The sequence below is a fragment of the Limnohabitans sp. Bal53 genome, from assembly GCF_003063355.1.
GTDB lineage: Bacteria > Pseudomonadota > Gammaproteobacteria > Burkholderiales > Burkholderiaceae_C > Limnohabitans_A.
In genome coordinates this window covers 304,002-329,878 of record NZ_NESH01000004.1, presented here as the reverse complement: position 1 = coordinate 329,878, position 25,877 = coordinate 304,002, and the positions used below count along the sequence as shown (strand labels likewise).

29 protein-coding genes and 1 pseudogene are annotated in these 25,877 nt (G+C 59.9%); 9 read left to right on the top strand and 21 right to left on the bottom strand.

Features of this window, described 5'->3' with window-relative positions; all coding sequences use genetic code 11:
* Nucleotides 1-139: 139 nt before the first annotated feature.
* Together B9Z50_RS12795 and B9Z50_RS12790 are read right to left on the bottom strand one after the other, a co-directional pair.
* Nucleotides 140-634: a DUF6641 family protein gene (locus B9Z50_RS12795; RefSeq protein WP_108364901.1), complete on the bottom strand. Its 495-nt coding sequence runs from the start codon at nt 632-634 to the stop codon at nt 140-142.
* A gap of 108 nt (nt 635-742) precedes the next feature.
* On the bottom strand, nt 743-2,326 hold the full coding sequence (locus tag B9Z50_RS12790) for a hypothetical protein (protein ID WP_146183218.1): 1,584 nt from the start codon (nt 2,324-2,326) through the stop codon (nt 743-745).
* 549 nt (nt 2,327-2,875) lie between these two features.
* Between B9Z50_RS12790 and B9Z50_RS12785 the strand changes: the two genes are divergently transcribed.
* The 3 genes from B9Z50_RS12785 to B9Z50_RS12775 are packed head-to-tail and all read left to right on the top strand — an operon-like array spanning nt 2,876 to nt 3,975.
* Nucleotides 2,876-3,388, top strand: coding sequence for a zeta toxin family protein (locus B9Z50_RS12785; RefSeq protein ID WP_108364897.1), 513 nt, complete (start codon nt 2,876-2,878; stop codon nt 3,386-3,388).
* Entirely contained in the window at nt 3,385-3,606 is a 222-nt protein-coding gene (locus B9Z50_RS12780) for a hypothetical protein (RefSeq protein WP_108364895.1), read from the top strand. Before B9Z50_RS12785 ends, B9Z50_RS12780 begins: the two co-directional genes overlap by 4 nt.
* 21 nt (nt 3,607-3,627) lie before the next feature.
* Nucleotides 3,628-3,975, top strand: coding sequence for a DUF3024 domain-containing protein (locus B9Z50_RS12775; RefSeq protein ID WP_108364893.1), 348 nt, complete (start codon nt 3,628-3,630; stop codon nt 3,973-3,975).
* Here the strand turns inward: B9Z50_RS12775 and B9Z50_RS12770 are convergent.
* From B9Z50_RS12770 to B9Z50_RS17625, 5 genes are all read right to left on the bottom strand, one after another.
* The gene (locus B9Z50_RS12770; protein WP_108364891.1) at nt 3,938-4,606 is read right to left on the bottom strand and encodes an SOS response-associated peptidase; all 669 of its coding nucleotides are present in this window, start codon (nt 4,604-4,606) and stop codon (nt 3,938-3,940) included. The genes B9Z50_RS12775 and B9Z50_RS12770 overlap by 38 nt on opposite strands.
* Before the next feature lie 41 nt (nt 4,607-4,647).
* Nucleotides 4,648-4,890, bottom strand: a complete 243-nt coding sequence (locus tag B9Z50_RS12765; RefSeq protein WP_233249854.1) for a BrnA antitoxin family protein — start codon at nt 4,888-4,890, stop codon at nt 4,648-4,650.
* Nucleotides 4,868-5,146, bottom strand: a complete 279-nt coding sequence (locus tag B9Z50_RS12760) for a BrnT family toxin (protein ID WP_108364889.1) — start codon at nt 5,144-5,146, stop codon at nt 4,868-4,870. Before B9Z50_RS12760 ends, B9Z50_RS12765 begins: the two co-directional genes overlap by 23 nt.
* Before the next feature lie 43 nt (nt 5,147-5,189).
* A complete protein-coding gene (locus tag B9Z50_RS12755; protein ID WP_233249853.1) occupies nt 5,190-5,546 on the bottom strand; it encodes a DUF6876 family protein in 357 nt (118 codons plus the stop codon).
* Nucleotides 5,547-5,805: 259 nt separating this feature from the next.
* A complete protein-coding gene (locus B9Z50_RS17625) occupies nt 5,806-5,967 on the bottom strand; it encodes a hypothetical protein (protein WP_158270683.1) in 162 nt (53 codons plus the stop codon).
* Between the two features lie 125 nt (nt 5,968-6,092).
* On the opposite strand from B9Z50_RS17625, the gene B9Z50_RS12750 reads away from it, so the two are divergent.
* A complete protein-coding gene (locus tag B9Z50_RS12750; protein ID WP_108364885.1) occupies nt 6,093-6,668 on the top strand; it encodes a site-specific integrase in 576 nt (191 codons plus the stop codon).
* Between the two features lie 284 nt (nt 6,669-6,952).
* Here the strand turns inward: B9Z50_RS12750 and B9Z50_RS12745 are convergent, their stop codons facing one another.
* The 4 genes from B9Z50_RS12745 to B9Z50_RS12730 are packed head-to-tail and all read right to left on the bottom strand — an operon-like array spanning nt 6,953 to nt 9,278.
* Nucleotides 6,953-7,381 carry an organic hydroperoxide resistance protein gene (locus tag B9Z50_RS12745; protein ID WP_104801850.1) on the bottom strand — a complete coding sequence of 143 codons (429 nt, stop codon included), beginning with the start codon at nt 7,379-7,381 and terminating at the stop codon, nt 6,953-6,955.
* Nucleotides 7,382-7,415: 34 nt separating this feature from the next.
* Entirely contained in the window at nt 7,416-8,573 is a 1,158-nt protein-coding gene (locus B9Z50_RS12740) for an NAD(P)/FAD-dependent oxidoreductase (RefSeq protein WP_108364978.1), read from the bottom strand.
* A 17-nt stretch (nt 8,574-8,590) separates the two neighbouring features.
* Nucleotides 8,591-8,758, bottom strand: coding sequence for a rubredoxin (locus tag B9Z50_RS12735; protein WP_108364883.1), 168 nt, complete (start codon nt 8,756-8,758; stop codon nt 8,591-8,593).
* A 46-nt stretch (nt 8,759-8,804) separates the two neighbouring features.
* Complete coding sequence (locus B9Z50_RS12730) at nt 8,805-9,278, bottom strand: rubrerythrin family protein (RefSeq protein ID WP_108364881.1); 474 nt, start codon at nt 9,276-9,278, stop codon at nt 8,805-8,807.
* 132 nt (nt 9,279-9,410) lie between these two features.
* Here B9Z50_RS12730 and B9Z50_RS12725 point away from each other — a divergent pair, with 132 nt between their 5' ends.
* Nucleotides 9,411-10,319: a hydrogen peroxide-inducible genes activator gene (locus tag B9Z50_RS12725; RefSeq protein WP_108364879.1), complete on the top strand. Its 909-nt coding sequence runs from the start codon at nt 9,411-9,413 to the stop codon at nt 10,317-10,319.
* A 175-nt stretch (nt 10,320-10,494) separates the two neighbouring features.
* Here the strand turns inward: B9Z50_RS12725 and B9Z50_RS12720 are convergent.
* The 5 genes and pseudogenes from B9Z50_RS12720 to B9Z50_RS12700 all read right to left on the bottom strand — a co-directional run bounded on the left by B9Z50_RS12720 (nt 10,495) and on the right by B9Z50_RS12700 (nt 16,341).
* Nucleotides 10,495-10,787: pseudogene (locus B9Z50_RS12720) on the bottom strand (addiction module antidote protein).
* Between the two features lie 95 nt (nt 10,788-10,882).
* Nucleotides 10,883-12,703 carry an acyl-CoA dehydrogenase C-terminal domain-containing protein gene (locus tag B9Z50_RS12715; RefSeq protein ID WP_108326952.1) on the bottom strand — a complete coding sequence of 607 codons (1,821 nt, stop codon included), beginning with the start codon at nt 12,701-12,703 and terminating at the stop codon, nt 10,883-10,885.
* 2 nt (nt 12,704-12,705) lie between these two features.
* The gene (locus B9Z50_RS12710; RefSeq protein ID WP_104801860.1) at nt 12,706-14,016 is read right to left on the bottom strand and encodes an acetyl-CoA C-acetyltransferase; all 1,311 of its coding nucleotides are present in this window, start codon (nt 14,014-14,016) and stop codon (nt 12,706-12,708) included.
* A gap of 8 nt (nt 14,017-14,024) precedes the next feature.
* Nucleotides 14,025-14,939, bottom strand: coding sequence for a MaoC family dehydratase (locus tag B9Z50_RS12705; protein ID WP_158270139.1), 915 nt, complete (start codon nt 14,937-14,939; stop codon nt 14,025-14,027).
* Between the two features lies 1 nt (nt 14,940).
* On the bottom strand, nt 14,941-16,341 hold the full coding sequence (locus B9Z50_RS12700; RefSeq protein WP_104801858.1) for a 3-oxoacyl-ACP reductase: 1,401 nt from the start codon (nt 16,339-16,341) through the stop codon (nt 14,941-14,943).
* A 63-nt stretch (nt 16,342-16,404) separates the two neighbouring features.
* On the opposite strand from B9Z50_RS12700, the gene fabR reads away from it, so the two are divergent.
* Nucleotides 16,405-17,082 carry an HTH-type transcriptional repressor FabR gene (fabR, locus tag B9Z50_RS12695; protein ID WP_104801857.1) on the top strand — a complete coding sequence of 226 codons (678 nt, stop codon included), beginning with the start codon at nt 16,405-16,407 and terminating at the stop codon, nt 17,080-17,082.
* Between the two features lie 120 nt (nt 17,083-17,202).
* On the top strand, nt 17,203-18,042 hold the full coding sequence (locus B9Z50_RS12690; protein WP_304481684.1) for a D-alanyl-D-alanine carboxypeptidase family protein: 840 nt from the start codon (nt 17,203-17,205) through the stop codon (nt 18,040-18,042).
* A gap of 344 nt (nt 18,043-18,386) precedes the next feature.
* Here B9Z50_RS12690 and B9Z50_RS12685 read toward each other — a convergent pair whose 3' ends face one another.
* From B9Z50_RS12685 to B9Z50_RS12670, 4 genes are read right to left on the bottom strand one after another with little or no spacing between them, the layout of a single operon-like run.
* On the bottom strand, nt 18,387-19,526 hold the full coding sequence (locus B9Z50_RS12685) for an ABC transporter permease (protein ID WP_066692014.1): 1,140 nt from the start codon (nt 19,524-19,526) through the stop codon (nt 18,387-18,389).
* Between the two features lies 1 nt (nt 19,527).
* Complete coding sequence (locus tag B9Z50_RS12680) at nt 19,528-20,700, bottom strand: ABC transporter permease (protein ID WP_066692050.1); 1,173 nt, start codon at nt 20,698-20,700, stop codon at nt 19,528-19,530.
* A 7-nt stretch (nt 20,701-20,707) separates the two neighbouring features.
* Nucleotides 20,708-21,676 carry an HlyD family secretion protein gene (locus B9Z50_RS12675; protein ID WP_104801856.1) on the bottom strand — a complete coding sequence of 323 codons (969 nt, stop codon included), beginning with the start codon at nt 21,674-21,676 and terminating at the stop codon, nt 20,708-20,710.
* Between the two features lies 1 nt (nt 21,677).
* Entirely contained in the window at nt 21,678-23,096 is a 1,419-nt protein-coding gene (locus B9Z50_RS12670) for a TolC family protein (protein ID WP_233249852.1), read from the bottom strand.
* A 93-nt stretch (nt 23,097-23,189) separates the two neighbouring features.
* On the opposite strand from B9Z50_RS12670, the gene B9Z50_RS12665 reads away from it, so the two are divergent.
* Nucleotides 23,190-23,783 carry a TetR/AcrR family transcriptional regulator gene (locus tag B9Z50_RS12665; protein ID WP_066692010.1) on the top strand — a complete coding sequence of 198 codons (594 nt, stop codon included), beginning with the start codon at nt 23,190-23,192 and terminating at the stop codon, nt 23,781-23,783.
* A gap of 100 nt (nt 23,784-23,883) precedes the next feature.
* Here B9Z50_RS12665 and B9Z50_RS12660 read toward each other — a convergent pair whose 3' ends face one another.
* Nucleotides 23,884-24,834, bottom strand: a complete 951-nt coding sequence (locus tag B9Z50_RS12660) for a LysR family transcriptional regulator (RefSeq protein WP_104801855.1) — start codon at nt 24,832-24,834, stop codon at nt 23,884-23,886.
* Nucleotides 24,835-25,043: 209 nt separating this feature from the next.
* Between B9Z50_RS12660 and B9Z50_RS12655 the strand changes: the two genes are divergently transcribed.
* A complete protein-coding gene (locus B9Z50_RS12655; RefSeq protein WP_199221736.1) occupies nt 25,044-25,481 on the top strand; it encodes a DUF4148 domain-containing protein in 438 nt (145 codons plus the stop codon).
* The last annotated feature ends 396 nt before the right edge of the window (nt 25,482-25,877 follow it).

Here is a 25,877-nt window from a genome sequence, read left to right as displayed (position 1 = left end):
AACAACTAAAACAACCAAGCCCATTGGCACCATAAAACCCATTGCGCCAATTAAATCGATCTAGCCAAAAGAAAGCCGACACCACGATGAATCAAGGTGTCGGCCATTGCTTTAAGCAGTGATCGCTTGTGTGGCTGCTTCAAACAGCAGGCTTAGCAGGTAACTTCAACTTGCCATTTTTGATAGCACCCTCTTCCTTGCTAAATGCAGCTTTGACCAGACCACTGACTGCTTCAATGCGTGCATCCAGCTCTCCGGCATCCACAGCAGCACGCAAAACTTCAAGCGTGGTGATAACGCCTGCGATGGTGTCAGTCTCTATGGCGTTCTTTCCTTCGACCACATCCAGAGTGCGTGCGCCATAGCGGACGGTGATGCACATCTTGCCGTTATCTCCAGACCACCACCATGGTTTCAACCGCTTGGGAATTTCAACTCGGCGCATTTCGCCTGTGGCATCGTCCCGAACCGTGCGAACCTTGACCGGTACAAATTCAGTACCTGACTGAACGGCTTTGGCCATTTGAATCTGCTCATGCAGCTTAGCGCTGAGCTTTTGCCTTCTTGCATGCGCTGGGCTAGTGCCCTGCTGACGCTTGCTGGCGATGAATTTCAATGCATTGAGACCTGACATTTGCTACTCCTTGTGTGTTGCAGGAATAACAAATTTATTGTCAGACCGTGGCTCTGGGCAACCGAATCATAGGTAACCCGACAGTCTGGAAGGACACCACTGGCAGCTTCAACCAATCAAGATGTTGGGGAACACCGATTTGTACCCTTTGGCCAAAGCTTCCTCTTGCTCGATTCTTTTCTTGTGCTCGCTTTCCTCGGTAGCAGCGTTCAAGGAACGCGGTTTGTAACGCTCCAACTGCTTAGGGGTCAAATGCCAATAAGGATTGCCCGTCTGCTCGCGCATCTGCATTTCAATCTCGGTCTTGAAATCCACGCCCAAACGACGCTTGAAGAAGATGGCGTCGTGAACATTGGCAATCGGTATGTGACCTTTTGTCAGTGCTACGCGCCTGACGATATCCATGACCTGTGTCTCGCCGTGCTGGTAAAGGTAAGCCATCACCTTGGCTTTACTGGGCCTGCCACTGTCGGTTTGCAGGAAGCTTTTTTGAAGCAAATCTGGACGGTGCTTCTTAACGAGCTCGTACAAGTAGTCGTCCAAAGCATTTTGTTCTTTGATGAAAAGCTTCACGGTCTTGTCGGCCAAAAATCGTTTTCTATCGTCTCCGTTTTTCAAGATGTCTACCAAGGCTGGATTGGTCCAATTGCCCGAAGCATCCAACCAACCATTCGCGGTTTGACGAGCACCGAAGCTGATCGCTGTAAACGCTTGCTTGAGCAAGGCAGGTTGCAGGTCTTTGGGCACTGGACTCGTGTCGCCAAACGTGAAATGCCTGATCGTGGCCATCAAGTCGGCCTTGTCTTCTAGGTACAGCAAAGTGGCTGGGAAATGCTTGCGCAAATCCACATCTAATCCTGCATCGCACAACAAGCTTCTGGCGTACCCCATCTTCCAAGCCACCACACTGCTGCGAATGTCGTACTCCCAGCAATTGCCCAACATGGCTCTTCTCAAGTCCTTGTTGACGTTTTGCACACTGGTGCCTTCGTAGTACGTGCGCCCAAACTGACTTGGTTTGACGCGCTGCACGTAATAGCCCTTGGTGAAGGTAGCGACGCCAATGATCGACAAGGCTTGACGAAGAATCGTGTCTTTTTGAGCGCCCTTGATGTGCGAGGATTCCATTTCCACCCAGTACAGGTAGGCCTTGACGGATTCGATGTCTACAGGCACCCAATGAAAAAGTTCAGCGAGTTTTTCCTCTTGCCAAACTTGTCCATATTCAGGGTAAAGGTGATCGAACAACGCCTTATTGGATACTGGGTCACCACTGAGGTATGCATCAATTTCTTCATCCGTGGTTGCAGCCGCAATTGATCCGGAAGGTACGGTCAAAGTGTTCTGAATTGTGATCAAGGGTGACAGTTTGACCTGTGTGTACTGGCCGGTGAATTTGCTGCCTGGGACAACGGTCTGAAGCAGCTCCAAATTGTTTTCTCGCAGCCATTTGTGCATGCGAATCTTTTTTGGCCCAATTTGCCCTCCCTTGTTGGCCAGTTGCTCCATGGAAACCGCGTATAAATCCAGCTTGAGTTGCTCAGGGGTCCTGCCATGCTGCAAGGCATCGAACAGCATGGATTCGACAACAGCAACGTATTTAGCCAAAGCACGCGCTGCTGAGGCTGCCGGCCTGGGAAAGGCCTTTTGCAAAGCGGACTCGACAGATTCATGAACGGTGACTTTGATCACGGGGTGCACACTCCTTGATGGCAGAAATCCAGGATTTCACATGTATTTAGCGCCTTTTCATAGATTTCGGCAATTACGAAAAAAGTCACATGCATATAGTAATTTCAATCATTCAATTGAAAAATCACCTGAATCAAATGGCATCTTGATGTGGCGCAGCCACCTAATGCCGCAGGCATGCAGCTCCTTGCTTGGATCAAGTCCTATGCCAATCAGTTAAATGGGCAAGTCTTTTTTTGGATCTGGATAAGTACTTGATGCGCACATACAAAGCATCAGTCAGGGTCAAGGTCAACGGACGAAGTCAGATCATTGCCACGGAAATTCGGGCGCCCAGTTCGCAAGACGCCCGTTGGCTGCTTTGGGCCATGTACGGATTTCACAGCATTCAAGTGGGTCCAACACTGCATTAGTGCTCAGATCCAAGAGCGCACCTGCCAATTGGTTGGCGATCACGGATCGTTGAGCATAAAATTACAGGAATTTTCGGCCAGCCTGAAAAGCACCGCCTAGGATTGCCCGAACGGTCAAACCAGAAGCTCAAGTCATTTGAAAAAGATCATCATCATTGCAGGACCAAACGGTGCAGGCAAAACGACCTTCGCCCGAGACTTTCTGCCAGCCGAGGCCCAAACGCTCCGGTTCATCAACGCTGATTTGATCGCTGCGGGCCTAGCGCCATTCAATCCCGAGTCTGCATCCATTAAAGCTGGAAGGCTTATGTTGGAGGAAATCGACGAATGCGTCGACTCAGGTCAAAGCTTCGCCTTCGAAACCACCTTATCCGGTAAGGGCTACTTGCGAAAAATAGCCCTTTGGCAGCAGCTCGGTTACCAAGTTAAACTGTGGTTTTTGTCGCTGCCCAGCGAAGATATTGCCATTTCTCGGGTGGCAGAACGGGTTGTCCAAGGCGGGCACAATATTCCTGAGCAAGTCATTCGCAGGCGCTTCAAGTCGGGACTTGAAAATTTTCATGAGCACTACAGCAAAGTCGTTGACTCATGGGCGCTTTACGACAACTATTTAAGGCCTCCAAAATTGATTGACTGGAGCAAGAAATGAACATCAAAGACATTAGGACATCTTCTGATCCTGATTTGGCTGGCTCCTATGCAGCCATCCAACGCGCAGCAAAATCTGCTGAGGACCTTGCCATCAAAACCAACACAGCCATCATCGTGGCTGTTGACGGCAAGCCTGTACGAATCACTGCAGCCGAATTGATCAAGATGCGCGAGCTTGAATCAGCTAAGCCCACACCACACATTCAAGCTCTTTGAATCGCGCAAGATAGGCGTTCCATGGCGCTTAGCATTGAACAAATAGGGGAAATCGACCAGGTCGTTGGCGATTGGTGCCTTGCTCGCGTTCCTGCTCACCTCAAGCAATCCGTTGATTACGACTACGAAATCGACGGTCAGGCCGTAACGATCTTAGAAGTAAGGCCTGCTTGGAGGGGGACTTCCGGCGAAGTAACCCGTCGGCCTATAGCCAGGTTTCGGTTCGTCAAAGTGACCGGTTTTTGGAAAATCTTCTGGATGCGAGCAAGCGGTAAATGGCACGCGTACGAACCCATGTTCGAGGTCAATGATCTGGTCGGTGCACTAGATGTCATTGAGACAGACCACTACGGCTGCTTCTTCGGCTGAGTGATGGCGCTTGGAGGGCTAACAAATCCGGCATGTGTGACCATGTCATCAGTTCGGAGCCTTGGGTCGTATCAGCAGAAAGCCATGCATCTTGTAACTCTGGCGCAATGATCACAGGGGTGCGTTTTTCATCCCCGGGCTTATGAAACTGCCTCATCACCGGATGGTCATCGGCATTGACCGTCAGCATTGAGAAGCTCACCACCCTATCACCTGAAGCTGGGTCTGTCCAACGATCCCAAAGGCAAGCAATGCCAAAAGGGTCCCCAGAGGCCAATTCAATCTTCCAACGCACTGCCTTGCCAGACTCGTAACTGGGCTCGTAGAAGTTGTCGACCAGCAGCAGTCCAAACTGTCGCTGCCGCCATGCGGTCCGGTAACTGGGCTTCTCGGCGGCAGTCTCGCTACGTGCGTTGTAGGTGTGCCGACTGATCTTGTCGTCTTTGGCCCATCCTGGTATCAAACCGAACCTGGCCAAACCACACGCGACGCGTTCGGATTGCCGACTCTTGACGACCAGAGGTGCAGCGTAACCGGGATAGGCTTCTTCAGGGAAACCTGAAGGCAGCTCAACACCCAGGTTTTCCTTGACCCATTGGGCGCGTGTTGTTGGAGTGAAATTCGTACACACGCACTGAATTCAAAAATAAGAGTGCTGACTGATCAGTCCCATCACTTCCAACTCAGATCCAGTTTTCTGTTGTGTGCAGCGCAGTCACGCAAGTAAAGATTGATCAGGCTTTGATAGGGAATTCCAACTTGCTCGGAAATGCCTTTGAAGTAGCCAATCGAGTCTTCATCCAGCCGGATGGTGATTTGCTTTTTCAGTTGGGCTGCGTAAGGGTTTTTGCGCGCTTTGGTGAAATCGTATTCTTTTCGCATCTTTGGCCTCTTAGCGGTATTGCTTGGATTCATGGGCTGAAGCTTTTCGGGCAGAAATGATTCGAATTAAATTGCCCTGCTCTCGGTAGCAATGACAGACAACCATGACGCGCAGCGTGCTGCTGATGCCAAGCAGGACAAATCTATCTTCATCTTCCGAGTGATCAGGGTCATCGATCAGTTTCGCATTTTCATCAAAGAAGACTGTGCGCGCTTCTTCAAATGAAACGCCATGCTTCTTCTCATTGGAAGCAGCTTTTTTATGGTCCCACTCAAATCGTATGCTCATAACTACAGTGTAGTTTTTATTTTTACGAGTCGCAAGCGAATTTTTAATACTCGCTAGGCAGCATGATCACCCAGTGCTCACCATCCCAGCAGGCGTAAAGCGTTTGCTCGGCCATGGGGAAGTCTGTGAACGGAATCTCTTGCCGAGCATGTTCATGGCCGTTACCGTCCTCATAGACCATGGCGGCTCGGGTACCTTGAACAGTGACGCGAACCAGAACAAACCAATCCGCTGTGCCGATTTCGCTGAGGTGACTGGCCACGGCATCCATCATCCAAAAGCACTCGGCTTGTTCAGCCAGGTATTTGGTACCGTCGGTCAGCAAGTGTCTACGGCTGATCCGGTAATAACGCTCGGTGCCGGTGAAGTGAGACAGTTGGCTTGCATCGAATTTTTTCATCTGTAGTCCTCTTTGTATGACCACAGTTTTGTTTCAGAGACGCAGATGGACAACCGATTTCAAGAGTCCCGACAGATCGGACGGATACCGATCCATCGCAGCCTTCTCAGGCCTGTTCGTGACATGGATCTAGTGCAAGTACTTTGTGATTGGTCGCAAGTTACAGCCCCTCATGCTCGGAACATTGCACACAAAAATTCCCCGCGCAAAACGCCCTACAACACGCTGTTTCCAGGGTCCGAATACTCTGAGCGCTGACTCAGCCGATCAGCGCTTGCAGGGCTTTTTTGACGCCCTGCTCTGCTGGGCACTGAAAGAGTGCGAGATCGAGGCGTAAATCTATGAAAACTGTGCTTTTACAAGATTTCACTGGTTGAGCGTTGAAATCATTGAAGAAAAATTCAGTGAAAAAGTTATCCACAACATGTTCAACCGCGCCTCTTTCGCACGCTAAAACCCGCCAGTGTGGCAGGACTCAGGTTGTCCAGATAAATATGTGAAAACACAATGCAGTTATTGCAAACACATGATTACAGGAGAACATGAATGGCACAGGCAAAGACGCTGACAAAGGATGAATTGTCCAGGGTACTGGACTACATCAACACACGACGCTTCGCGCAACGCAACCGGGCAATGATGTTGCTAACGCACTTGGCAGGCCTGCGAATTGGCGAGGTGGCTTGCCTGCGTTGGTCAGACGTGACAAACCACGATGGCACAGTCAAAGAAGAAATCCGCTTGCTACCCGATATGACTAAGGGACGGCACGCACGCACTGTATTCGTCAACATCCGACTGCGCGAAGAATTGCAAGCATACGCAGCGCAAGCCAAATGCATTGATCGCAGCTATCCCTTCTTCGCAAGCCAAAAGAGCATCAAAACAGGGTTCAGTGCAAACAGTCTTGCTCAGACATTTACACTATTTTACGAAGGCGCAGGCCTGGAAGGCGCCAGCAGCCACAGCGGTCGCAGGACGTTTTTGACATCGCTTGCCAACAAGGGCACAGCAATCCACATTTTGAAGACTTTGGCCGGTCATCGCAGCATCAGCACCACTGCCGCTTACCTTTACAGCAGTCCCAGCCAGTTAAAAGCGGCTGTTGAGTTAGTTGGCTAAAACCTATTTGTCTCAGATGCAAGATCACAGTGAACCGAGAAACAGCGCCGCGGCAGCGAAACGACGTTCACTCGTTTTAATCAATCGACTGTTACCGGCTTGAATTAGTAAATACAAACGAAGGACTGTTTTGCAGCGGGAGCAGTCATCGATATTTTCATGATGAGTGCCCGCTACCGGCCAGAAGCGGTCGCCGGCATGCTCGTCCTGGAAGTCCGTTCTGGGTCGAACAGCGACTCAAGGCACGGTACTCCTTGCTCAGTGCACGCCTGAGGATCGGCAGATCACCCTAAGGTCAGATCGACCACGATGTTGCCGCGCGTCGCGTTCGAATACGGGCACACCTGGTGCGCTGTATCCACCAAGTCCTGCGCCACCGCACGGTCCAGCCCCGGCAGGTTGATGGTCATCTGCACGGCAATGCCGAAGCCCTGGGAGATCGGGCCGATGTCCACACTGGCTTCAATGCTGGCATCAGCAGGCACGGCTACCTTCTTCATGCCGGCCACATGCTTGAGTGCGCCCATGAAGCAGGCCGAGTAGCCCGCCGCAAACAGCTGCTCGGGGTTGGTCGCGCCGCCCATGCCACCCAGTTCCTTTGGCGGAGCGAGTTTCACATCAAGCAAGCCGTCGTCGGACACGGCGCGGCCATCGCGGCCTCCGGTCGTACGTGCCTTGGCGGTGTAGAGGACTTTGTCGAGTTTCGTGGTCATGTCATTTCTCCATTTCAGGGGTTAAAAAATCAATTCACGCCAGCAGCGCTGGCAAGCTTTTCTGCAAAGCAGTTTTGTTCGTTGTAGCCTGGCCTGCCAGGGCGAATCCCAGCAGAGTGCCATCGTGGCCCACAAAGCGGGCATCCACCCCATCGGTGCTCGTCTCGATCTGCCACTGGCCTGCCACACCCGAGGCCGGTGGCGACACCACCACCGGCAGTGCCGGAGTTTTGACGACCACCGGCATGGCCGGGTAGCGCAGGCATGCAGCCTGCCCCGCCAGGTGCGCGGCCAGCGTGCGCGCCGCCTGCATGAGCGGCATGACGTAGGGCAGGCTGCGTCCCTCGACTTCGGCCACATCGCCCAGGGCATAAATGTCTGGCTGGCTAGTCTGCAACTGGCGGTTGACGACAATGCCTTGCGCCGTTTGCAGTCCGGCTGCTTGTGCCAGCGCGGTGCGCGGGCGCAGACCCACAGCCGACAGCACCACATCCGTGCCCAGACGTTGGCCGTTTGCCAGTTCAAGCTGCAAGTCTCCGGGCTGCGCATGAACGGCCTGCACTGACGAGCCCCAGTGAAAGCGGACACCTGCGTCGCTCAGTGCACGCTGCAGCAGGTCGCCAGCTTCGGGTGGCAGCAAGCGCCCCAGGGGCTGGGTGCCCGGGTCGACCACGTCCACTTCGTAGCCAGCCGCGACAAGGTCATTGGCGAATTCACAGCCAATGAGGCCAGCGCCGATGACCGTGACGCGGCGAGCACCTTGGAGCCGCTCTCGGAATGCAGCGTAATCCTGCAAATCGTTGACCGAGAGCACCCGATCTGCGGCGTCACCCTGCAAAGGCAGGCGCACCGCGTCCGCCCCCAGGGCCAGCACCAGGCGGCTGTAAGCCACCGTACCCTGACTTGTACTGATGGTGCAGGCCACCGGATCAATCGCCGTCACCTCGGTGTGCGCCATCAACTTGACCCCGTGTTGCTCTGCCATGGCAGCACTCGTGGTGCTGACCAGCTGGGCTGCGGTTTTGCCGCTGCTCAGGGCATTGGACAACATGGGCTTGCTGTATAAGTCGCCGTTGTCGCGGGTCACGAGGGTGATGGAGGTGTGGGCATCGAGTTTGCGCAACTCGCGCACCACCGTCCAGGCGGCCAGGCCCGAACCCACGATCACCAGGTTTTGAGCGGGTGCAATCATCCAGGGCTCCTGCTCGTTCAACCAATCTCAACCATTTCGAAGTCGGCCTTGGCCACGCCGCAATCGGGGCATTCCCAGTCTTCGGGAATGTCTTCAAAACGAGTGCCGGCAGCGATGCCGTCTTCAGGGATACCTTGGGCTTCGTCGTAGATGAAACCGCACACAATGCATTGCCAGACTTTCATGGTGTTCTCCAGAATTTAAGAATGTGAAATGAGGTAAAAGAAAGGCTCAGGCCTGGATGGCGTCGAGGGCCTTCTGGTAGTGGTTGGCATGGCGCTCTTCCACCTTGGCCAGTGCGGCAAAGCGCTTGGCAGCTTTTTCGAGCACGGCCTTAAACTGGCCGGCGTGTTCTTTCGACTCGCTGATCTGCTCGTCGATCTCGGCCACGGCCGCAGCGTTGCCTTCTTCGACCGCCGTCTGGCGGAAACCGGGGTACATCTCGCTGTACTCGTAGGTCTCGCCCTCGATGGCGATCTGCAATGCCTTGGCGGGGGTGATGTCGGCCGCGGGGTAGAGCAGGTCGAGGTGACCAAAGGCGTGCATCACTTCCTGATCAGCGGTCTGCTCGAAGATGCGGGCCGTGTCTTCGTCGCCTGCGGCGCGGGCCAGCTTGGCGAAGTAACGGTACTTGATGTGGGCCATCGATTCGCCCGCGAATGCGGCTTCGAGGTTCTGCCAGGTTTTGATTTCGGGACGTGCCATTTTTAAGCTCCTTGGTGGTGAAGATGTGTTGCGATGGGATGAATTGTGGATTTCGGCGATCAATCGGTCCAACGCATAATTTCAATTGAATCAATCTAAAATTCAGATAACAAAGCCCCAAGGAACCCGACCATGGCTGCCCTGCCCTCTCTGAGACAACTGCGCTACCTGCTGGCCCTGGCCGAGCACCTGAACTTCACCCGCGCAGCCGAAGCGAGTTTTGTGAGCCAGTCCACCCTGAGCACGGGACTCAAGGAACTCGAATCCACCCTGGGTGTGCAACTGGTGGAGAGGGACAAACAGACCGTGGCGCTGACGGCGGTAGGCAAAGAGGTGGTGGCCCGTGCGCGGCAGGTGCTGGCTGCTGCCGAAGACCTGAGCGACTTTGCATCGGACGCGTCACGACCCATGCAAGGGCAGCTGCGCCTGGGTGTGATCCCCACCATTGCCCCATTTGTGCTGCCGACTGTCATGCCCGCCCTTCGCGAGAAATTCCCGCAGCTGCAGTTGGCCTTGCGCGAAGACCTGACCGCCCATCTGCTGGAGCGGCTGCGCGACCGCCAGCTGGACTTCGCACTGATCGCACTGCCCTACGACACGGATGACCTGCGCGTGCAACCGCTCTACAAGGACAAGTTCTGGCTGGTGGGACGAGAGCAAGACCCCGCCATCACCGGCAAAGCGATCCAGCTCAGCAGCGCATGGACGGAGCGGTTGCTGCTGCTCGAGGAAGGGCATTGCCTGCGCGACCACGCTCTGCAGGCCTGCCGGACGGCAGAGGTTGCCAGTGTGGACGGAATGGAAGCCACCAGTCTACTGACGCTGGTTCAGATGGTCGCCTCAGGCATGGGCGTGGCCTTACTGCCGGAGATGGCGATCAAGAGCGGCCTTCTTCAAAATCTATCGCTCAAAGCAATGCCTCTGGCAAACCCTGCCCCCAAGCGGGTAATTGCATTGGTGACTCGCGCCACATCCGCCCACTCGGCCGAGTTCGAAGCGATTGCGAAGGTGATGGTTGCTGTCCATCGTAAAAAGAATTAGAAGCCTACCGTTACACAACTGCCGTATCGATGAATTGAAAGGCGGACATGCAGCAAACGCTGCTCACCGACTGCTTGGGGTCGGCTGCTGCCGATCATTGAACCCATACGGTAGCCCGCTTTCAGCCTTTACAGGGCATGAGCCACAAACGCTCCTACCCCAACACCCATCACGCTTACCCCGCCTGCATGGGCTGTGCGTGGAGCTGGATGCCCAGCGCCGCCGTGACTTTCAGGATCGTGGCAAAGCTGGGGTTGCCCTCCCCTGACAACGCCTTGTAGAGGCTGTCCCTGCCCAGGCCCGTCCGCGCGAAAGTTGCGACATGCCCTTGGCCCGGGCAATGGTGCCCAGGGCCTTGGCAGCATCATCCCCTGCCTCTTGCAGGCAGGCCTCCATATAGAGCGCCATGTCCTCTTCGGTCTTGAGGTGTTGGGCGCTGTCCCATTTCCGCAGTTTGAGTGCAGTCATCGGTTACCCCTTCAGTTGGCGCATAGATCGTTTTTATGGCGCTCTGTATCCATTGAGATACATTGCTGTCCATGCCGCCAAGCGGTGAAGCGGGTTCAACCCGCCATCGCCGCCACCGGCATCTGCAGCAGCGTGCTGGCCGGCGCCAGCGCCATGCGGTGGTGGGCGTCGGCGCGGGGCAGCAGGCGTTCAAAGTAGAACTGCGCGGTTTGCAGCTTGGCCTGGTAGAACGCCGCTGACTCTGGCCCCTGGCCGCTGTGCAGGGCCTGCTCGGCGCGCTGGGCCATCAGCGCCCAGTGGTAGGCCATCATCACGTAGCCGCAATACATCAGGTAGTCCACCGACGACGCGCCCACTTGCTCCGGGTCGGCCTTGGCCTTGAGCATGAGGCGCAGGGTGAGCGTATTCCATTGCACGGCGCGGCGCGCCAGGGCGCGGGCCATGCGGCCACGCAAGCCCCCAGCCAGCAGGCCCGGCCGGGCCAGCACCCACATCTGGGCGGTGAAGTCGCGCACGCACTGGCCGCGCGTTTGCAGCAGCACCTTGCGCCCCAGCAGGTCCAGCGCCTGGATGCCGGTGGTGCCTTCGTACAGCGTGGCAATGCGGGCATCGCGCGCGATCTGCTCCATGCCATGCTCGCGGATGTAACCGTGCCCGCCGTACACCTGCATGCCCAGGTTGGCGGCTTCCAGGCCCATTTCGGTCAAAAAGCCCTTGAGGATGGGGGTGAAGAAACCCAGTTCGCCGTCGTGGCGCTTGTAGCCGGCCTGGTCGCCGGCCCAGGCAGCGGCAAACATCTTGTCGGCCAGTTGCGCGGCGCCGTAGATCATGGCGCGGCCACCTTCGGCGATGGCTTTTTGGGTGAGCAGCATGCGCCGCACGTCGGGGTGCCAGACGATGGCGTCGGCCACCTGCTCGGGCTCCTTTTTGCCCGAGAGCGCGCGCATGGAACGGCGCTCGCAGGCATAGGCCAGCGCGCCCTGGTAAGCCAGCTCGGCATGGGCCACGCCCTGGATGGCGGTGCCGATGCGCGCGGTGTTCATGAAGGTGAACATGGCCTCCAGCCCCTTGTTCGGTTCACCGATCAGGGTGCCGATGGCGCCGTCGAAATTGAGCACCGCCGTGGCACTGGCGCTGATGCCCATCTTGTGCTCGATCGAGCCGCAGTGCACCGCGTTGCGCGTGCCTAAAGCACCACCCTCGCCCACCAGAAACTTGGGCACGATGAACAGCGAAATGCCGCGCGTGCCGGCGGGCGCCTCGGGCAGGCGCGCCAGCACGATGTGCACGATGTTGTCGGTCAAGTCGTGCTCGCCGCTGGAGATGAAGATCTTGGTGCCGGTGATGGCGTAGCTGCCGTCGCCCAGCGGTTTGGCCTGGGTCTTGACCTGCGCCAGGTCAGAGCCGCACTGCGGCTCGGTCAGGCACATGGTGCCGCCCCACTCGCCCGCCACCAGCTTGGGCAGGTACTGCTGGCGCATGGCCTCGGTGCCGTACTGCAAGATGGTGTTGATGCAGCCGATGCTCAGACCGGGGTACATGCTGAAGGCCCAGTTGGCCGTGCCCATCATCTCGCTCTTGAGCAGGTTGAGCGACACGGGCAGGCCCTGCCCGCCGTAAGCCGTGGGGAACGACAGGCCCTGCCAGCCGCCCTCGACGAACTGCGCATACGCCGCTTTGAAGCCCTTGGGCGTGGTGACCTCGCCCGCCTGAAAGTGGCAGCCCTCTTCGCCGCCCGAGACGTAGAGCGGCGCCAGCACCTCTTCGCAGTAGGTGGCGGCGGCCTCCAAAATGGCGTCCACCACCTCGGGCGAGGCGTCTTCGCCGCTGCCCAGCGCGCGGTAGTGCGCCGGGTAGTCGAACACCTCGTTCATCACAAAGCGCATGTCGCGCAGCGGGGCTTTGTAGTTCAACATGCTCATTTCTCCAGAATGGCCACGACGCCCTGGCCGCCAGCGGCGCAGATGGAAATCAAACCGCGCCCGCTGCCTTTTTGCGCGAGCAGCTTGGCCAGCGTGGCCACAATGCGCCCGCCGGTGGCGGCAAACGGGTGACCGGCGGCGAGCGAGCTGCCGTTCACATTGAGTTTGCTGCGGTCAATGGCGCCCAGCGGCTGCGCCAGGCCGAGCTTGTCGCGGCAAAACGCCGGGTCTTCCCACGCCTGCAGGGTGCACAGCACCTGGGCGGCAAAGGCTTCGTGGATTTCATAAAAGTCGAAGTCCTGCAGCGTCAACCCAGCGCGCGCCAGCATGCGCGGCACGGCGTAGGCGGGGGCCATCAGCAGGCCTTCTTTCTTGGCCGGGTCGGGGTTGAAAAAGTCCACCGCCGCCACCTCGCTGAACGTGAGGTAGGCCAGCACCGGCAGACCACGCTCGGCCGCCCAGGCTTCGCTGGCCAGCAGCACGGCCGAGGCGCCATCGGTCAGCGGTGTGGCGTTGCCTGCCGTCAGCGTGCCCTGGCCGGGCGCCACCTTGCGGTCGAAAACCGGCTTGAGCTTGGCCAGCTGTTCAGCGTTCAGGCCCTGGCGCAGGTTGTTGTCCTGCTTCACGCCCAGGAAGGGCGTCATCAGGTCGACAAAGAAACCTTCGCCATAGGCGCGCGCCAGGTTGTGGTGGCTTTGCAGGGCCAGGGCATCTTGCGCTTCGCGCGTGATGCCCCATTCGCGGGCCATGAGTTCGGCGTGTTCGCCCATCGACAGGCCGGTACGCGGCTCGCCGTTGCGCGGCAGCTCGGGCTGGAAGAACTGCCCCGGGCGGATGCGCAGCGCCCGCTGCAGGCGCTGCCAGGGGCTGCGCGCGCGCGAAACATCGAGCAGGGTGCGGCGCAGTTGGTCATTGACGGCGATGGGCGCGTCCGAGGTGGTGTCCACCCCGCCGGCCACGCCGCATTCGATCTGGCCCACCGCAATTTTGTGCGCCACCAGCATGGCGGCCTCCAGCCCGGTGCCGCAGGCCTGCTGCAGGTCGAAGGCCGGGGTCTCGGGCGAGAGCGTGGTGGAGAGCACGGCTTCGCGCACCAGGTTGAAGTCGCGCGAATGCTTCATCACCGCGCCTGCGGCCACGTCGCCCAGGCGCTGGCCATGCAGGTTGAAGCGGTCCACCAGGCCTTGCAGCGTGGCCGTGAGCATATCGAGGTTGGAGGCGCGGCTGTAGGCGGTGTTGGAGCGTGCAAACGGGATGCGGTTGCCACCCACGATGGCGACGCGACGGAGGGTGCTGTTGGGGGTCATGGTGGGGCTCAGGAAATGGTGGGTTGATGCGCGGGTTCGGCGCGGAGTTCGGAACGCAGATGGACCTGCTCGCCGCGTGCGTCGCGCACCTCGAACACGGTCTGGCCTGTACTGGCCTGCGCCTGCCAGAGCGAGGCGCGTGTCGGCAGCAGCACGGGCCGCTTGAACACGGTGGTGAGCGAAGCGGCTTGCAGCACAGTGGCCGGCGCGGCGGCTTGCAACAGGGCCAGCGCGCGCGCCTGCGTCCACAGGCCATGCGCGATGGCGCGCGGAAAGCCGAACAAGCGCGCGCTCAGCGCCGACAGGTGGATGGGGTTGTAGTCGCCCGACACCGGGGCGTAGCGGCGGCCGGTGTCGGCGGGGGCGTCGAATGCACCGGCCTGGGTCAGGGCGAGTTCCGGCCCCACGGCGCCGTTGAACGGTGCGCCCACGGGCGACTTCACGCCCAGGCGCAGCAGGGTTTGTGTGGCCTGCCAGACGCATTGACCATCGCCCTCGCCATCTGACTCGCGTAGCACGCGCAGGTGCAGCGTGAACACCTGCCCCTTGTCGTGCGCCAGCAGCTCGCCGCTGCTCAGCTCCACCCGCACCGCATCGCCTGCGGCCAGCGGCGCATGCTGGGTGATGGCGTTGGCCAGGTGCACCGTGCCCATGGCAGGCCAGGGGCAGGCGGGCGAAGTCATGTAGGTCATGACCAGGGGGAAAGTCAGCATCTGCGGGTAGGTGAGCGGCGCTTGCGCACTCGGGGCAAAACCGCAGACCTCGGCGTAACGCGCCAGGTGCGCGGCGTCGACCACGACGCGCGGCAGCACCAGCGTGACCGGGGCCAGCGCGCGCACCGGCCCGGGGCGCTTGAAACTGCTGGCCAGCGCACGGGCCAAGTTGCTCAGCGTGCTGGCGGGTGTGATGTTCTGGCGCTGCACCTTAAGCCCCCAGCAGGCTTTGGCCGCACACGCGCACCACCTGCCCATTCACGCCCTGCGAGGCGGGGCTGAGCAGCCAGGCGATGGTTTCGGCCACATCGACCGGCTGGCCGCCCTGCCCCATGGAATTCATGCGCCGGCCGGCTTCGCGGATGGCCAGCGGGATGGCGGCGGTCATTTGCGTTTCGATGAAGCCCGGCGCCACCGCGTTGATGGCCATGCCGCGGGGCAGGCGCGGCGCCTGGCTGTGCACCAGGCCGATCACGCCAGCCTTGGAAAACGCGTAGTTGGTCTGCCCCAGGTTGCCGGCAATGCCCGAGATGGACGACACGCACACCAGCCGTGCCTGGGGTTGGAGCGCGCCCCGCTCCAGCAAGGCCTGGTTGATCGCCTGCTGCGCCACCAGGTTGACCTGCACCAGCGTCTGCCACAGGTGCGGCGGCATCTTGGCGATGGTCTTGTCGCGGGTGATGCCGGCGTTGTGCACCACGCCGTCCCAGCCGCCGTCAGCCAGGGCCGCCTGGGCGATCTGCCCGGCGGCCGCCGGATCGGCAATGTCGAGCGCCAGCGCGCGGCCCTGCAGCCGCTCGGCCACGGCCTGCAAGGCGTCCTGGGCCTGCGGCACGTCCAGACAGACCACCTGGGCGCCATCGCGCGCCAGGGTTTCGGCAATGGCCGCGCCAATGCCGCGCGCCGCGCCGGTCACCAAAATCTTTTTGCCCGCCAGCGGCTGCACCCAGTCGCTCGGGGCCGGGGCCTCAAAGGGTGCCAGCCGCACCACCTGGCCCGACACATAGGCGCTGCGCGGCGACAAAAAGAAGCGCAGTGTGCCTTCGAGTTGCGCCTCGGCTCCCGGCGCCACATAGACCAGTTGCACCGCAATGCCGCGCTTGACCTCCTTGGCCAGCGATTTCACAAAACCTTCCAGAGCGCGCTGTACCGTGGCCTGCTCGGCAACCGGGCAGGCTTCGGGCGGGCGGCCCAGCACCAGCACGCGGCCGCAGCTTTGCAGTGAGCGCACCGCGTCGTGGAAGCACTGGTACAGCGCCTCGGCCTGGGCCACGGTGGCCAGGCCGGTGGCGTCAAACACCACGGCCTTGAGGGGACCGCCCGGCTGCTCGCCGGTGCTCCACAGCCCGCTCATCAAGCCGGCCTGGTTGGCCATCGCGGTCCAGCCCTGCACGCTGCGGTGCGCCACGGTGGCGGCCCGCATGGCGCGGAAGGCAGCCAGCAGCGCGGGCAGCAGTTCGGGCGTACCACCGGCGCCGACCAGCACGTCGCCAGCAACCACCGGTTGGCCGGCTTCGAACCGCTCGAGCGGCACGGGACGCGGCAGGCCCAGCATGCCGGCCAGGCGCGCGCCAAAGGCCGAGTTGGCAAAGTTGAGGTAAGCGTCGGACATGGACAGGGCTCCTTTGTTTGTGTACGATCGTACACCGAAAAACCCAAACCGCCAAATCCGTCCATGCCGAACGCCCGTCCCGACACCCCCGCCCCCGCCACGCCCGAGCCGCCGCTGAGCCGGCAAGACCGCAAGGACCTGACCCGCCAAAGCCTGGTGCAGGCCGCGCTGCGGTTGATCGGCGAGGGACGCAGCTTCACCAGCCTGGGCATCCGCGAGATCGCGCGCGAGGCCGGCATGGTGCCCAATGCGTTTTACCGGCACTTTCGCAGCCCAGACGAGCTGGGCCTGAGCCTGGTGGACGAGGTGGGGGCCACGCTTCGCGGCCTGCTGCGCCAGGCGCGCCAGCCGAGTTCGGCCCAGACCAGCGTGGTGCGCCAGTCGGTGCAGGTGTACCTGCAGTACGTGCGCGACAACCGGGTGCTGTTCCGCTTCATCTCGAGCGAGCGCGCGGGTGGCAGCCGGGTGCTGCGGCTGGCGATCCGCCACGAGGTGCAGCGTTTTGTGGACGACACGGCACGCGACCTGGCGCCGCTGGAGGCCTACCAGGGCCTGTCGCAGGCCAGCCTGCACATGGTCTGCGGCCTGATGGTCAACACCCTGCTGGCCGCCGCCCCCGAGGTTCTGGATCTGCCCGCCGACGAGCCTCAGTCCGAGCAGGCGATGGTGCAGGACTTCGTACAGCAGTTGCAGATCATCTTGCTGGGCGCGGCCAGCTGGCGCGAGGCAGAGCGGCGCTGAAGCGGCGGTGACTGCCAATCGGCAGCCATCCCAAGAAACCCGCCCCCAATCCGCGACAATCGATGCTCTACCGAACCACACCCTGCAAGCCAAGACTTTCTCTCGGGCACCGAGTCGTGCATGTACCTGCCGCTCAATAGCCAGGCCACCGTCATTGACATCCTGCGCGGCATTGTCATCCAGTCAGGCAACGATGCCTCCAAAGCGATTGCCGAACACATGGCCGGTTCAGAGGCCGGCTTTGCCAAGCTGATGAACGCCGAGGCCCAGCGCCTTGGTATGACGTACACCCAGTTCGTCAACCCTACGGGTCTGCCCGATCCGGAGCACAAGTCCTCCGCGCGTGACCTCGCCATACTGGCGCGCGCCATCATTCGCGACAGCGCCGAGTACTACCCCATCTACGCCGAACACGATTTCAAATACAACGGCATCAAGCAAGGCAACCGCAACGCCCTGCTCTACACCGACCCCACTGTGGACGGCCTCAAGACCGGCCACACCGCTGAGGCCGGTTATTGCCTGGTCACTTCGTCCAAGCGCAACGATATGCGCTTGATCTCGGTCATCCTCAACACCCACAGCGCACAGGCACGAGCCGACCACACGCGCACGCTGCTCGGCTGGGGCTTTGGCAGCTTCGAAAAAGCTGTCCCGATCCAGCCAGGTGCAGTGGTCACAACGGCCAAGGTGAGCTTTGGCAAGGCCGACACCGTGGGTGCGGTCCTGGGCGCGCCATGGATGCTTACCGTGCCACGCGGCCAGCAGGTGCAGGCCACGGTGGAACTGAAACCGGGCCTGGAAGCGCCCGTGGCCAAGGGCGCCGTGGTCGGCAAGGTGGTCGCCACCTCGAACGGCAAGCCGCTGGGCGAAACCCCGCTCGTGGCGCAGGCCGATGTGGAGCGCGCCGGTCTGTTGCTGCGCACATGGCAGTACGTGGCCAAGTGGTTCGGCAAGTGATGGCTTGAACGCAGCGGAGGGCTGACGCGGGGGACCTCTGCGGTCCCTTGGTTCTTAACGCATACCGACAGGCCACAGGCTGGCAGCTGAGGATATCGGCGTCGCAACGGGAACTATCGTTGGCTCAGACCTGCTGGCTGCTACCGGCCAGAAGCTGCCATCAGCAGAACTTTGATCAACGGCCGCTCAGGGTCCAATCGCAATCCTCGGCTGCGATCAGCGTCCAGATCGTCGGCGTCCCAGGGGGCGATATTGCGGATGAAGTCGACGCGTGGCTCTTCCTCGAACCAGCAGCGTGCCTTCACAGCAGCCCATTGCCTGCGCGTGTGCAAGTATCTCCGTCCTCAATCGCCCTGCGGCTTACCGCCGAATTTCAAGACGAAGCTGCCGGCCACCACGGTCAGTGCCAACAGGCAACCGAGATAGGGCATCACGCTTTGCAGAGGGGCTCCCATTTGATTCAGGCGCAATGCAGCCTGCACTCCAGACGTTGTCGGTATCAACCACCGCAGATACTGCAACGGGAGCGGCAACGCTTCTGGCGGCCAGGAAAATCCGGCAAGAAACACCATCGGCAATGTCGAAAAAAGCAGGACTTGAAGGACCCGTTCGCGATCTCTACACCACAGGCCCACAAGTGACCCCAGCGTCACGATGGCCGACACGTACAGGACCAGGAAAACTAGGGAGCCAGCCACGTTGTTAGCGCGAGGGTAACCGTAGAGCCAAAAGACCCATCCGAAATAGAACAGGCCAGACACCAATCCCGGCAACAGGAATGCCAGCCAGCGCCCGATCCAGGCCATTGGACTGGCATGAGCCGCGCCTCGTTCGACCCAGGTCGCCACCAGCATACCCACGCCCATCAGGAGGGTCTGGTGCATGATGAACAAGGCAACGGCAGGAACAATGAAGCTGCTATAGCCTTCTGTAGGGTTGAACAGCGCCATGGCCCGGAAATCCACGGGAGTGCGGCTCTCGCCGGCTTGGCGGGGACTCTGTCCTTTGGCCTCTCGCTGCCTGATCTCAACACCTGCCGAGGCTGCGCCCACGGCCTCAGAAAAGCCGTACTGAACTGCCTTGCTGATGAGGGGATAGGCCCCGTTCGAGACCACGGTCACCATAGCGGGCATTCCCCTGGCAACATGGGCTTTCAGGTCGTCGGGCAGGACCAGATAGCCATCAATCTCACCACGGCTCATGGCGGCTTGCGCGGCTCGCTCATCCGCCCCAACTGCCTTGACCTCGATGCGAGGATTGGCAAGTGCCAGACGATGAATCGAGCGTGAAAGCGCCGAGTGATCCTGGTCGACAACCGCCACCGGGATCCGGGTCACGACCTCCGGGCCAAAGAACCAGGGGTAGAAGAAAGCATAGAACAGGGGCGCAGCCACAAAGATCATCAATGCGCCCTTGTCGCGCAAGACGTCCCTCAGCGTTGCGACGAACCCTGACCTCAGCGAAGTGGGATGGTGCGAGGTCATGTCAACGCGCTCCCCAGGTCGATGGCTTGTCGCGAGCCTGGACCAAGCCCAAGGCCGCCAGCCCGAGCAACCCGAGGGTGGCCAGCAGGAATACAGCAGGTGTGGCGGCACTCGCGCCGAAGGTTAAGCCCATCAGCAATTGCTCGGTCTGCAATCGGATGTAGTGGGTGAACGGCATTGAGGTCGCCCACATTCGAGCACTGTCAGGCATCGCACTCAGCGGGAAACTCATACCGCTGAACGCGAATGCCGGGGCGGTCAAAAGCCCCGTGACGGACAACGCAGTGCGCAAGGACTTGGTCAGAGTGGCCGCCGCTGCACCCGCGGCCAGCGATAGCGCCATCAGTAAGGTCATGGCCAAGAAGATCCAGAGAAGGCTCCCAGAGATGTCCCAGCCACGCCCGGCCGTGATGTACCAGAGCGCTGCGGCTCCCACGCTGGTCAGAGTCACCCAAGGAATCGCCAGCTTGCCCAGCAGGGCTGCTCCGACGGCCCGCGGCCCCTCGTGCTGCAGCCACTGCCCCAGCGTCCTATCCCTGAACTCACGGCCGACCGCCCATGCCCCAGCCGTCATCGCGAGGATGTGAAGGATGGCGGGGATCGCGGCGGCAGTCAGGTACTTTTCGTAGTTGCCAGACCCGTTGAACAACGCGATTGATTGGATTTGGATCGGGTTAAAGCTGACCTTGGCCTGTTGGGCCGATTCACCTCGCTTGTTTCGAGCAGACATTTCGATGCCGGCGGCCAGGGTCCCAACCACCGTGCGTACATCCCGCTGCAGCAGACTCGAATGCGTGGCGAACTGAGCGTTGTGACGCAGAATGACCTCCGCCTTTATCCCACGCTTGATGTCTCTCTCGAAGTCCCGGGGGATGTTGATCATCCCGTAGACCCGCACCTCTCTTAGGGCAAGTTGGACCGAGGACTCGCTGTCGAATTCGTCCACCACTTGCATGCCAGGCGAGGCGTTGAGCATGCGGACCAGTTGTCGCGATAGCGCGGAATGGTCTTCATCCATCACGCCAACAGGCAGATTCCTGGGGATGGCGCTTGAGAATATCCAAACGACCAACACCACGGCCAATACAGGCACCCACGTCACCATCGCCAAGTCCCAGGGACTTTGACCAAGGCGATGGACCTCCCGCCTGGTGCTGTTGAAGAAGTGGCGCATGGTCAATTCACTCGACCAGCACGGACATGCCAGGGCGAACGCCCTCAATCATTTGGGACGGGCGGGCACGCACCTCGAAGGTCTTGATGTCAAAGCCCTGATCGGACCTGGTGGCACGCCACGTGGCGAAATCAGGCAGGACTGCTGCCCGGTAGACCTTGAAGCGAACCTTACGGCCTTTCAGGGCAGGCAAGGTGGCATCGAATTCTTTGCCGACGGCGAACTTGTCGAGTTTGTCTTCGCGCACGTTGAGCACCACCCACTGATCTGCCATGTTGGCAACCGTGACCACGGGGACGCCTTGGGGCGAAATTTCACCCACGCGCCCCAGCACCTTGACGACTTCGCCGGCCACTGGGCTCTTGAGTTCCGTCTCGGCCTTGGCCGCCTGGACTTCAGCTACGACTCCAGCCAATTGACGCGCCTGTGCGGCGGCAGCTTGCTTGTCCTCGGCACGGGCCCCGGCGCGAGCCATCTCGTATTGGGCCTGTGCAGCCAGGGCTTGATCGCGGGCTGTCTTGAAATTGGCTTCGGCCTCGTCGCGCTTTTGCGCAGCGATCAAGCCGTCCCTGGCCAATCCTTCGATCCGCTTGAACGACGCCTGTGCCAGGTCCGCCGCCGCCAATGCGCGCTGCCAGTTCAGACGGGCGATTTCCACCTCCTGGGGGCGGGCGCCATTTTGTGCCTTGGCCGCGGTGGCCTGCGCAGCCTCCTGGGCCGCAGTGGCCTGCGCCAGTTTTGCGGTCACCTCAGGACTGTCCAGGCGAATCAGCGGCGAGCCGACCGTGATGACATCCCCTTCCTTGACCAAGATGTCCGCGATCCGGGCACTGACCTTGGAAGCGACGTCTACTTCCTGAACCTCCATTTGCCCCTGGAACGCCTCGGCGCCAGGCTGTTGGGCCTTCCATAGGCCCACGCTGAGAACGGTGACTGCGCCGATGATGGCCAGAGTGATGGGTAGTTTCTTGTTCATCTCATTGCACTTTCAGATCGGCACGAGCCATGTAACTGCCGAATTGATCGGACAGGCCAGACACTTCAAGGAGATCGGCGAGCGCCTTGACATAGTCGTAAGCCGCTTGCGCCTGTTCCGTTTTGGCTTTGGCCAGGTTCACTTCGGCGTCGATCAGTTCCAGCGTGGAGTTGGTACCCGCCTTCTGGCCCTTGGTCTTGAGTTGGAGGACTGCATTGGCCAACTCCAGACTCGGGGTCAGCGCAAGGAACTGGCGCCGGGTTTGGTCGACGGCCATCCAACGTTTCTCGACCAGCAAGGCAATGTCATTTCGGGCTTGCTTGTCCTGGCTGTCCGCCATCTCGATGAGCCGGTGAGAGGCTTCGCTCATTAAGGAGCGGTCCACGCCACCCCACAACCTCCAGCTGACCCCGACGCCCACAACCCAATTGGCCTGGTCCGAGGAGCGCAGTTGGCGTTGGCCAAAGGCGAACACCGCAGGCTTCTTCTGAGACTCTTCCAGCGCATGAATTTGCTCGGCTTCACGCTTCTTGGCAGCCACCTTGGCCAATCCCGGGTGACGTTCCAGGGCCGCGTCAGTGAAGTAGCCGAGCGGCTCGATCGGCGAACTGATCACGAACAGCGGGCTCATCGGTTGAATCCGCTCATTGTTGCGAAGGGTTCTGGCCAACGCCGTCGAGGCTAATTCAGCGTCATCCCGGGCCTTCAGGGCGTTACGCTTGGCATCCTCCATCGCTGCGCGAGCCTGTAGTCGCTCGACCTGTGCGACAAGACCTGCTTCCAGCATTCGCTGCGTGGCGGCGTCATGCTCCGAGACGGTTCGGTAGGCCACTTCACGCAATCCGGCGACGCGTTCAGCCAGTTGGGCGCCGAAGTAGCGCTGCACGAACTCATTGAACACTTCCTGTTGTACCTGGCGGCCGTCTGCCCGGGCCTCTTCGGTTTTGGCTTGCAAGGCCTGTTTGATTGCCGTGGTGGCGCCCCCGGTGTAGATCGGCAATATGGCCGAGACTGATGAGGTATTGCCACTGCGCTGCGTGCTCAGATCGAGGCTGTTCGGAAGTGGCGGCAGGCGTGTCAGACCGGCCGCCAGCGGCGCCGGCAACGCTGCAATCGACGAACCGATCGTGTGCGTCAGGGGGGTCAGATCAATGCCCTGTACGGCGCCCTGGAAGCGGAAAGCCGCAGCTCCTGCGGTCACCACGGGACCACCCAGATGCCGAGTGGCCTGCTCTTTTAATTGTGCGCTCTCAACAGAAAAGCGAGTCATTGCCAGGCGATCTGAATTGGCTTGCAGTCGATGGGCGGCTTCTTCGAAGTTGAGAGCTTCGGCATGTGTCAGCGTGGGAAGGCAAGCTGCCACCCCCATCAAGGCACTGAGTGTCAGCCTGGCAAGCAATCGATTTTGTTGATTCAACATGGCATTCTCTAGTTCGGTACCAATCGGTACCATAATCAAAATTCTACGCCGATTTTCGGTACTGTCAAGTACCGAGCATGAGATACTCGAACCATGAGCCGACCACAGATCCCTGACGATGAACACCGCACCCGGTTGCTGGAGGGAATGGCACGCGCGGTCACTGCTCACGGGTACGCGCAACTCACGACTTCAGACATCGTTCGCGAGGCGAATGTGTCCAAGAGGACCTTCTACCAATACTTCAAGGACAAGACCGACTGCCTGATCGCGCTGTTCAACCACTCTGCGCAAAAGATCGAGGCCACGCTGCGTGCCAGCATCGATCCCAAGCGAGATTGGAGTTCGCAGATTGATCTGACCATCAGGCTCTATCTGGAGACCTTGGCCGCCAATCCCTTGCTACTGCGCGCGTTGTTTGTGGAGATCCTTGCGCTTGGACCTGCTGGGCTGGTCGCCAGGCGCTTGGCAATGGAAAGACTAGCGGGGGTACTTCTGGCGGCCGCCGCCAACCATCGCTCAACTCCGATCCCGCAATGGCTGGCCACTGGGCTGATTGGTGGAATCAACGAAATGGTGCTGCAGCACATCGAGCAAGACCAGATTGCCCATTTGCCCCGATTGAGCAACCAAGCCGCCGCATTCATGAAAAACGCACTCCAAACCCGTGTGATGGAACCGACCTAGCGCGTCGATGGTCAGTCTGCAGGCGTCCATCGACACGCTTTCTCCATTTGAAGGCATCTGAAAATTTCAGGCTGAACCGCGGCCCGCGTGCGTCGGTGGCTCAACCAACGGAATCCGCTTTCGTTGAAGTGAATGCCTTCAAGGCCTTGTCGGTCTGAAGCTTTGTTTGCTCGATCAGATACTCCAGAAAAACCCGTGTCCGGTCGGGAATGAACTTACGGCTCGGCAATGCCGCATACAAGGCCAGCCGCCCTGTGATCCAGGGAGAGAGCACCCGAACCAAAGTGCCTTGTGAGAGGTAAGGTGCCGCGATATCCAAGGGCAAAGACATGATGCCGGCGCCATCAAGCGCAGCGCGCAACAGCGTGTCCATGTGGTTGGACAACAAAACAGGCTGAACCTCCACCTCCTGCCATTGTTCTTCTCGTTGAGGACTCCACAAACGCCAAATGCGTGGTCGGGTTTGGGGCGATTTCGATCTCAGGCAATCATGGTGCGCCAGCTCCTCTGGCCTGCGTGGCTCCCCCCGGCGCTGCAGATAAGCCGGCGAAGCGACCAGGAAAGCTTCTGACTCGATGACCTTGCGCGCCACGATGTCAGCGTCGAAGTTGTCATCGGTGCCGAGCAAGGTGATGTCGAAGTCCTCAATGGCTGGCTCGGCCACGGGCGACACATGCAGCTCGATCCGCACCGCAGGGTACTGGCTGCGAAAGCGGCCCAGCAAAGGCGCGACAACATAGGTGGCCAGCAGGGGCGGCGCTTGGATTCGCAGCACGCCGGCCATCTCGGTGGTGTGCGAACTCGCCATCGCATCGGCTTCATCGATGTCCTGCAGGATGTGGCGTATGCGGCTGAGGTATTGCTGGCCAGCCTCGGTGAGTGAGAGGCGCCGAGTGGAGCGCTGCAACAGCCTCGTGCCCAAGTGTTCTTCCAGGTCGGCCACGAGCCGGGTGACCACGGGGGCCGACATGTCCAGCGCCCGCGCTGCAGCGGCAAAGCCGCCCTCGTCCACCACGCTCTCAAAAACACGCATCGACTGCAGTCGGTCCATCCAGCGCTCCTTACAGGCTCTTCAAGAGCTTGCATTATTTCTCTTTTGGAAATGACCCAATGTTTTATTAGCTATTTTTCTTTCGAAAAAGAAATTTTAAAGTTCATCCCATCGATGCAGCGCTTTCCACACGAAGGTCCATCGACCCGGCCAGAAGCTCCGTCATGTTGACAGACCGGCCGTTTCTTGAAACCGAAAGGAAACCAATCATGAACCGCTATACCCTCTCCGCCCTGACCCTTGCCGTGGTGGCAGCCCTGTCCGCTGGCCATGCCCTGGCCTTTGATGCCTCGGCCCCCAAAACCCGCGAACAGGTCAAGGCTGAATTGGCCGAAGCCATCCGCACCGGCGACATCGTGGTCAATGGTGAAACTGGCCAAAAAGCCAATGAACTTTTCCCTGGCCGCTACCCGGCCAAACCGGTCGTCGAAGGTAAGACCCGCGAGCAAGTCAAAGCCGAGCTGGCCGAAGCCATCCGCACCGGCGACATCGTGGTCGACCAAGAGAGCGGCAAGAAAGCCAACGAACTTTTCCCCGGCCGCTACCCGGCTAAACCGGTGGCCCAGGGCAAGACCCGCGAGCAGGTCAAGACCGAACTGGCCGAGGCGGTTCGCACGGGCCAGATGCCGCTGGTCAGCACTTACTGAACGGACCCGTTTGATTGGACCGCATGACTTCGGTGTGAATGCATGCAGTCCACGCCGGGGTCATTGAAATCAGTGAATTCGGCGCTCAGCGCCGCGTTCACTGGAGCCGGGCAAGCCGCATAGATGGTTCGGGATGATGCTAGATCGCTGAGATGCAGCCACATGGCCATGTCGTGCTGGGCGCGCCGATGCACGAGTTCGGCCTGCCTGCATACCTGCTTTGGCATCTCCGGGGAAATCTAGGACTTTTGCAGGTCCGCTGATTTGCGGCCGAACGCCTGTTCTGAACTTCGCTATTAACCAGGAGCGGAAGTTCATTGTGGGTTCGTCGACGACCGCATCGGGTCGGTTACTGCCGGTGACTTGCCACGTAGCTACGACTGCATCCAGCCTAAA

Coding starts and splice junctions, on each gene's coding strand:
- B9Z50_RS12715 (WP_108326952.1), bottom strand. CDS start 12,703: ATGTTGAACTACAAAGCCCCGCTGCGCGACATGCGCTTTGTGATGAAC.
- fabR (WP_104801857.1), top strand. CDS start 16,405: ATGCCGAACGCCCGTCCCGACACCCCCGCCCCCGCCACGCCCGAGCCG.
- B9Z50_RS12775 (WP_108364893.1), top strand. CDS start 3,628: ATGGCGCTTAGCATTGAACAAATAGGGGAAATCGACCAGGTCGTTGGC.
- B9Z50_RS12745 (WP_104801850.1), bottom strand. CDS start 7,381: ATGACCACGAAACTCGACAAAGTCCTCTACACCGCCAAGGCACGTACG.
- B9Z50_RS12665 (WP_066692010.1), top strand. CDS start 23,190: ATGAGCCGACCACAGATCCCTGACGATGAACACCGCACCCGGTTGCTG.
- B9Z50_RS12740 (WP_108364978.1), bottom strand. CDS start 8,573: ATGATTGCACCCGCTCAAAACCTGGTGATCGTGGGTTCGGGCCTGGCC.
- B9Z50_RS12655 (WP_199221736.1), top strand. CDS start 25,044: ATGAACCGCTATACCCTCTCCGCCCTGACCCTTGCCGTGGTGGCAGCC.
- B9Z50_RS12670 (WP_233249852.1), bottom strand. CDS start 23,096: ATGTTGAATCAACAAAATCGATTGCTTGCCAGGCTGACACTCAGTGCC.
- B9Z50_RS12755 (WP_233249853.1), bottom strand. CDS start 5,546: ATGAAAAAATTCGATGCAAGCCAACTGTCTCACTTCACCGGCACCGAG.
- B9Z50_RS12735 (WP_108364883.1), bottom strand. CDS start 8,758: ATGAAAGTCTGGCAATGCATTGTGTGCGGTTTCATCTACGACGAAGCC.
- B9Z50_RS12765 (WP_233249854.1), bottom strand. CDS start 4,890: ATGAATCCAAGCAATACCGCTAAGAGGCCAAAGATGCGAAAAGAATAC.
- B9Z50_RS12685 (WP_066692014.1), bottom strand. CDS start 19,526: ATGACCTCGCACCATCCCACTTCGCTGAGGTCAGGGTTCGTCGCAACG.
- B9Z50_RS12680 (WP_066692050.1), bottom strand. CDS start 20,700: ATGCGCCACTTCTTCAACAGCACCAGGCGGGAGGTCCATCGCCTTGGT.
- B9Z50_RS12710 (WP_104801860.1), bottom strand. CDS start 14,016: ATGACCCCCAACAGCACCCTCCGTCGCGTCGCCATCGTGGGTGGCAAC.
- B9Z50_RS12795 (WP_108364901.1), bottom strand. CDS start 634: ATGTCAGGTCTCAATGCATTGAAATTCATCGCCAGCAAGCGTCAGCAG.
- B9Z50_RS12780 (WP_108364895.1), top strand. CDS start 3,385: ATGAACATCAAAGACATTAGGACATCTTCTGATCCTGATTTGGCTGGC.
- B9Z50_RS12660 (WP_104801855.1), bottom strand. CDS start 24,834: ATGGACCGACTGCAGTCGATGCGTGTTTTTGAGAGCGTGGTGGACGAG.
- B9Z50_RS12675 (WP_104801856.1), bottom strand. CDS start 21,676: ATGAACAAGAAACTACCCATCACTCTGGCCATCATCGGCGCAGTCACC.
- B9Z50_RS12760 (WP_108364889.1), bottom strand. CDS start 5,146: ATGAGCATACGATTTGAGTGGGACCATAAAAAAGCTGCTTCCAATGAG.
- B9Z50_RS12725 (WP_108364879.1), top strand. CDS start 9,411: ATGGCTGCCCTGCCCTCTCTGAGACAACTGCGCTACCTGCTGGCCCTG.
- B9Z50_RS12730 (WP_108364881.1), bottom strand. CDS start 9,278: ATGGCACGTCCCGAAATCAAAACCTGGCAGAACCTCGAAGCCGCATTC.
- B9Z50_RS12750 (WP_108364885.1), top strand. CDS start 6,093: ATGGCACAGGCAAAGACGCTGACAAAGGATGAATTGTCCAGGGTACTG.
- B9Z50_RS12690 (WP_304481684.1), top strand. CDS start 17,203: ATGTACCTGCCGCTCAATAGCCAGGCCACCGTCATTGACATCCTGCGC.
- B9Z50_RS12700 (WP_104801858.1), bottom strand. CDS start 16,341: ATGTCCGACGCTTACCTCAACTTTGCCAACTCGGCCTTTGGCGCGCGC.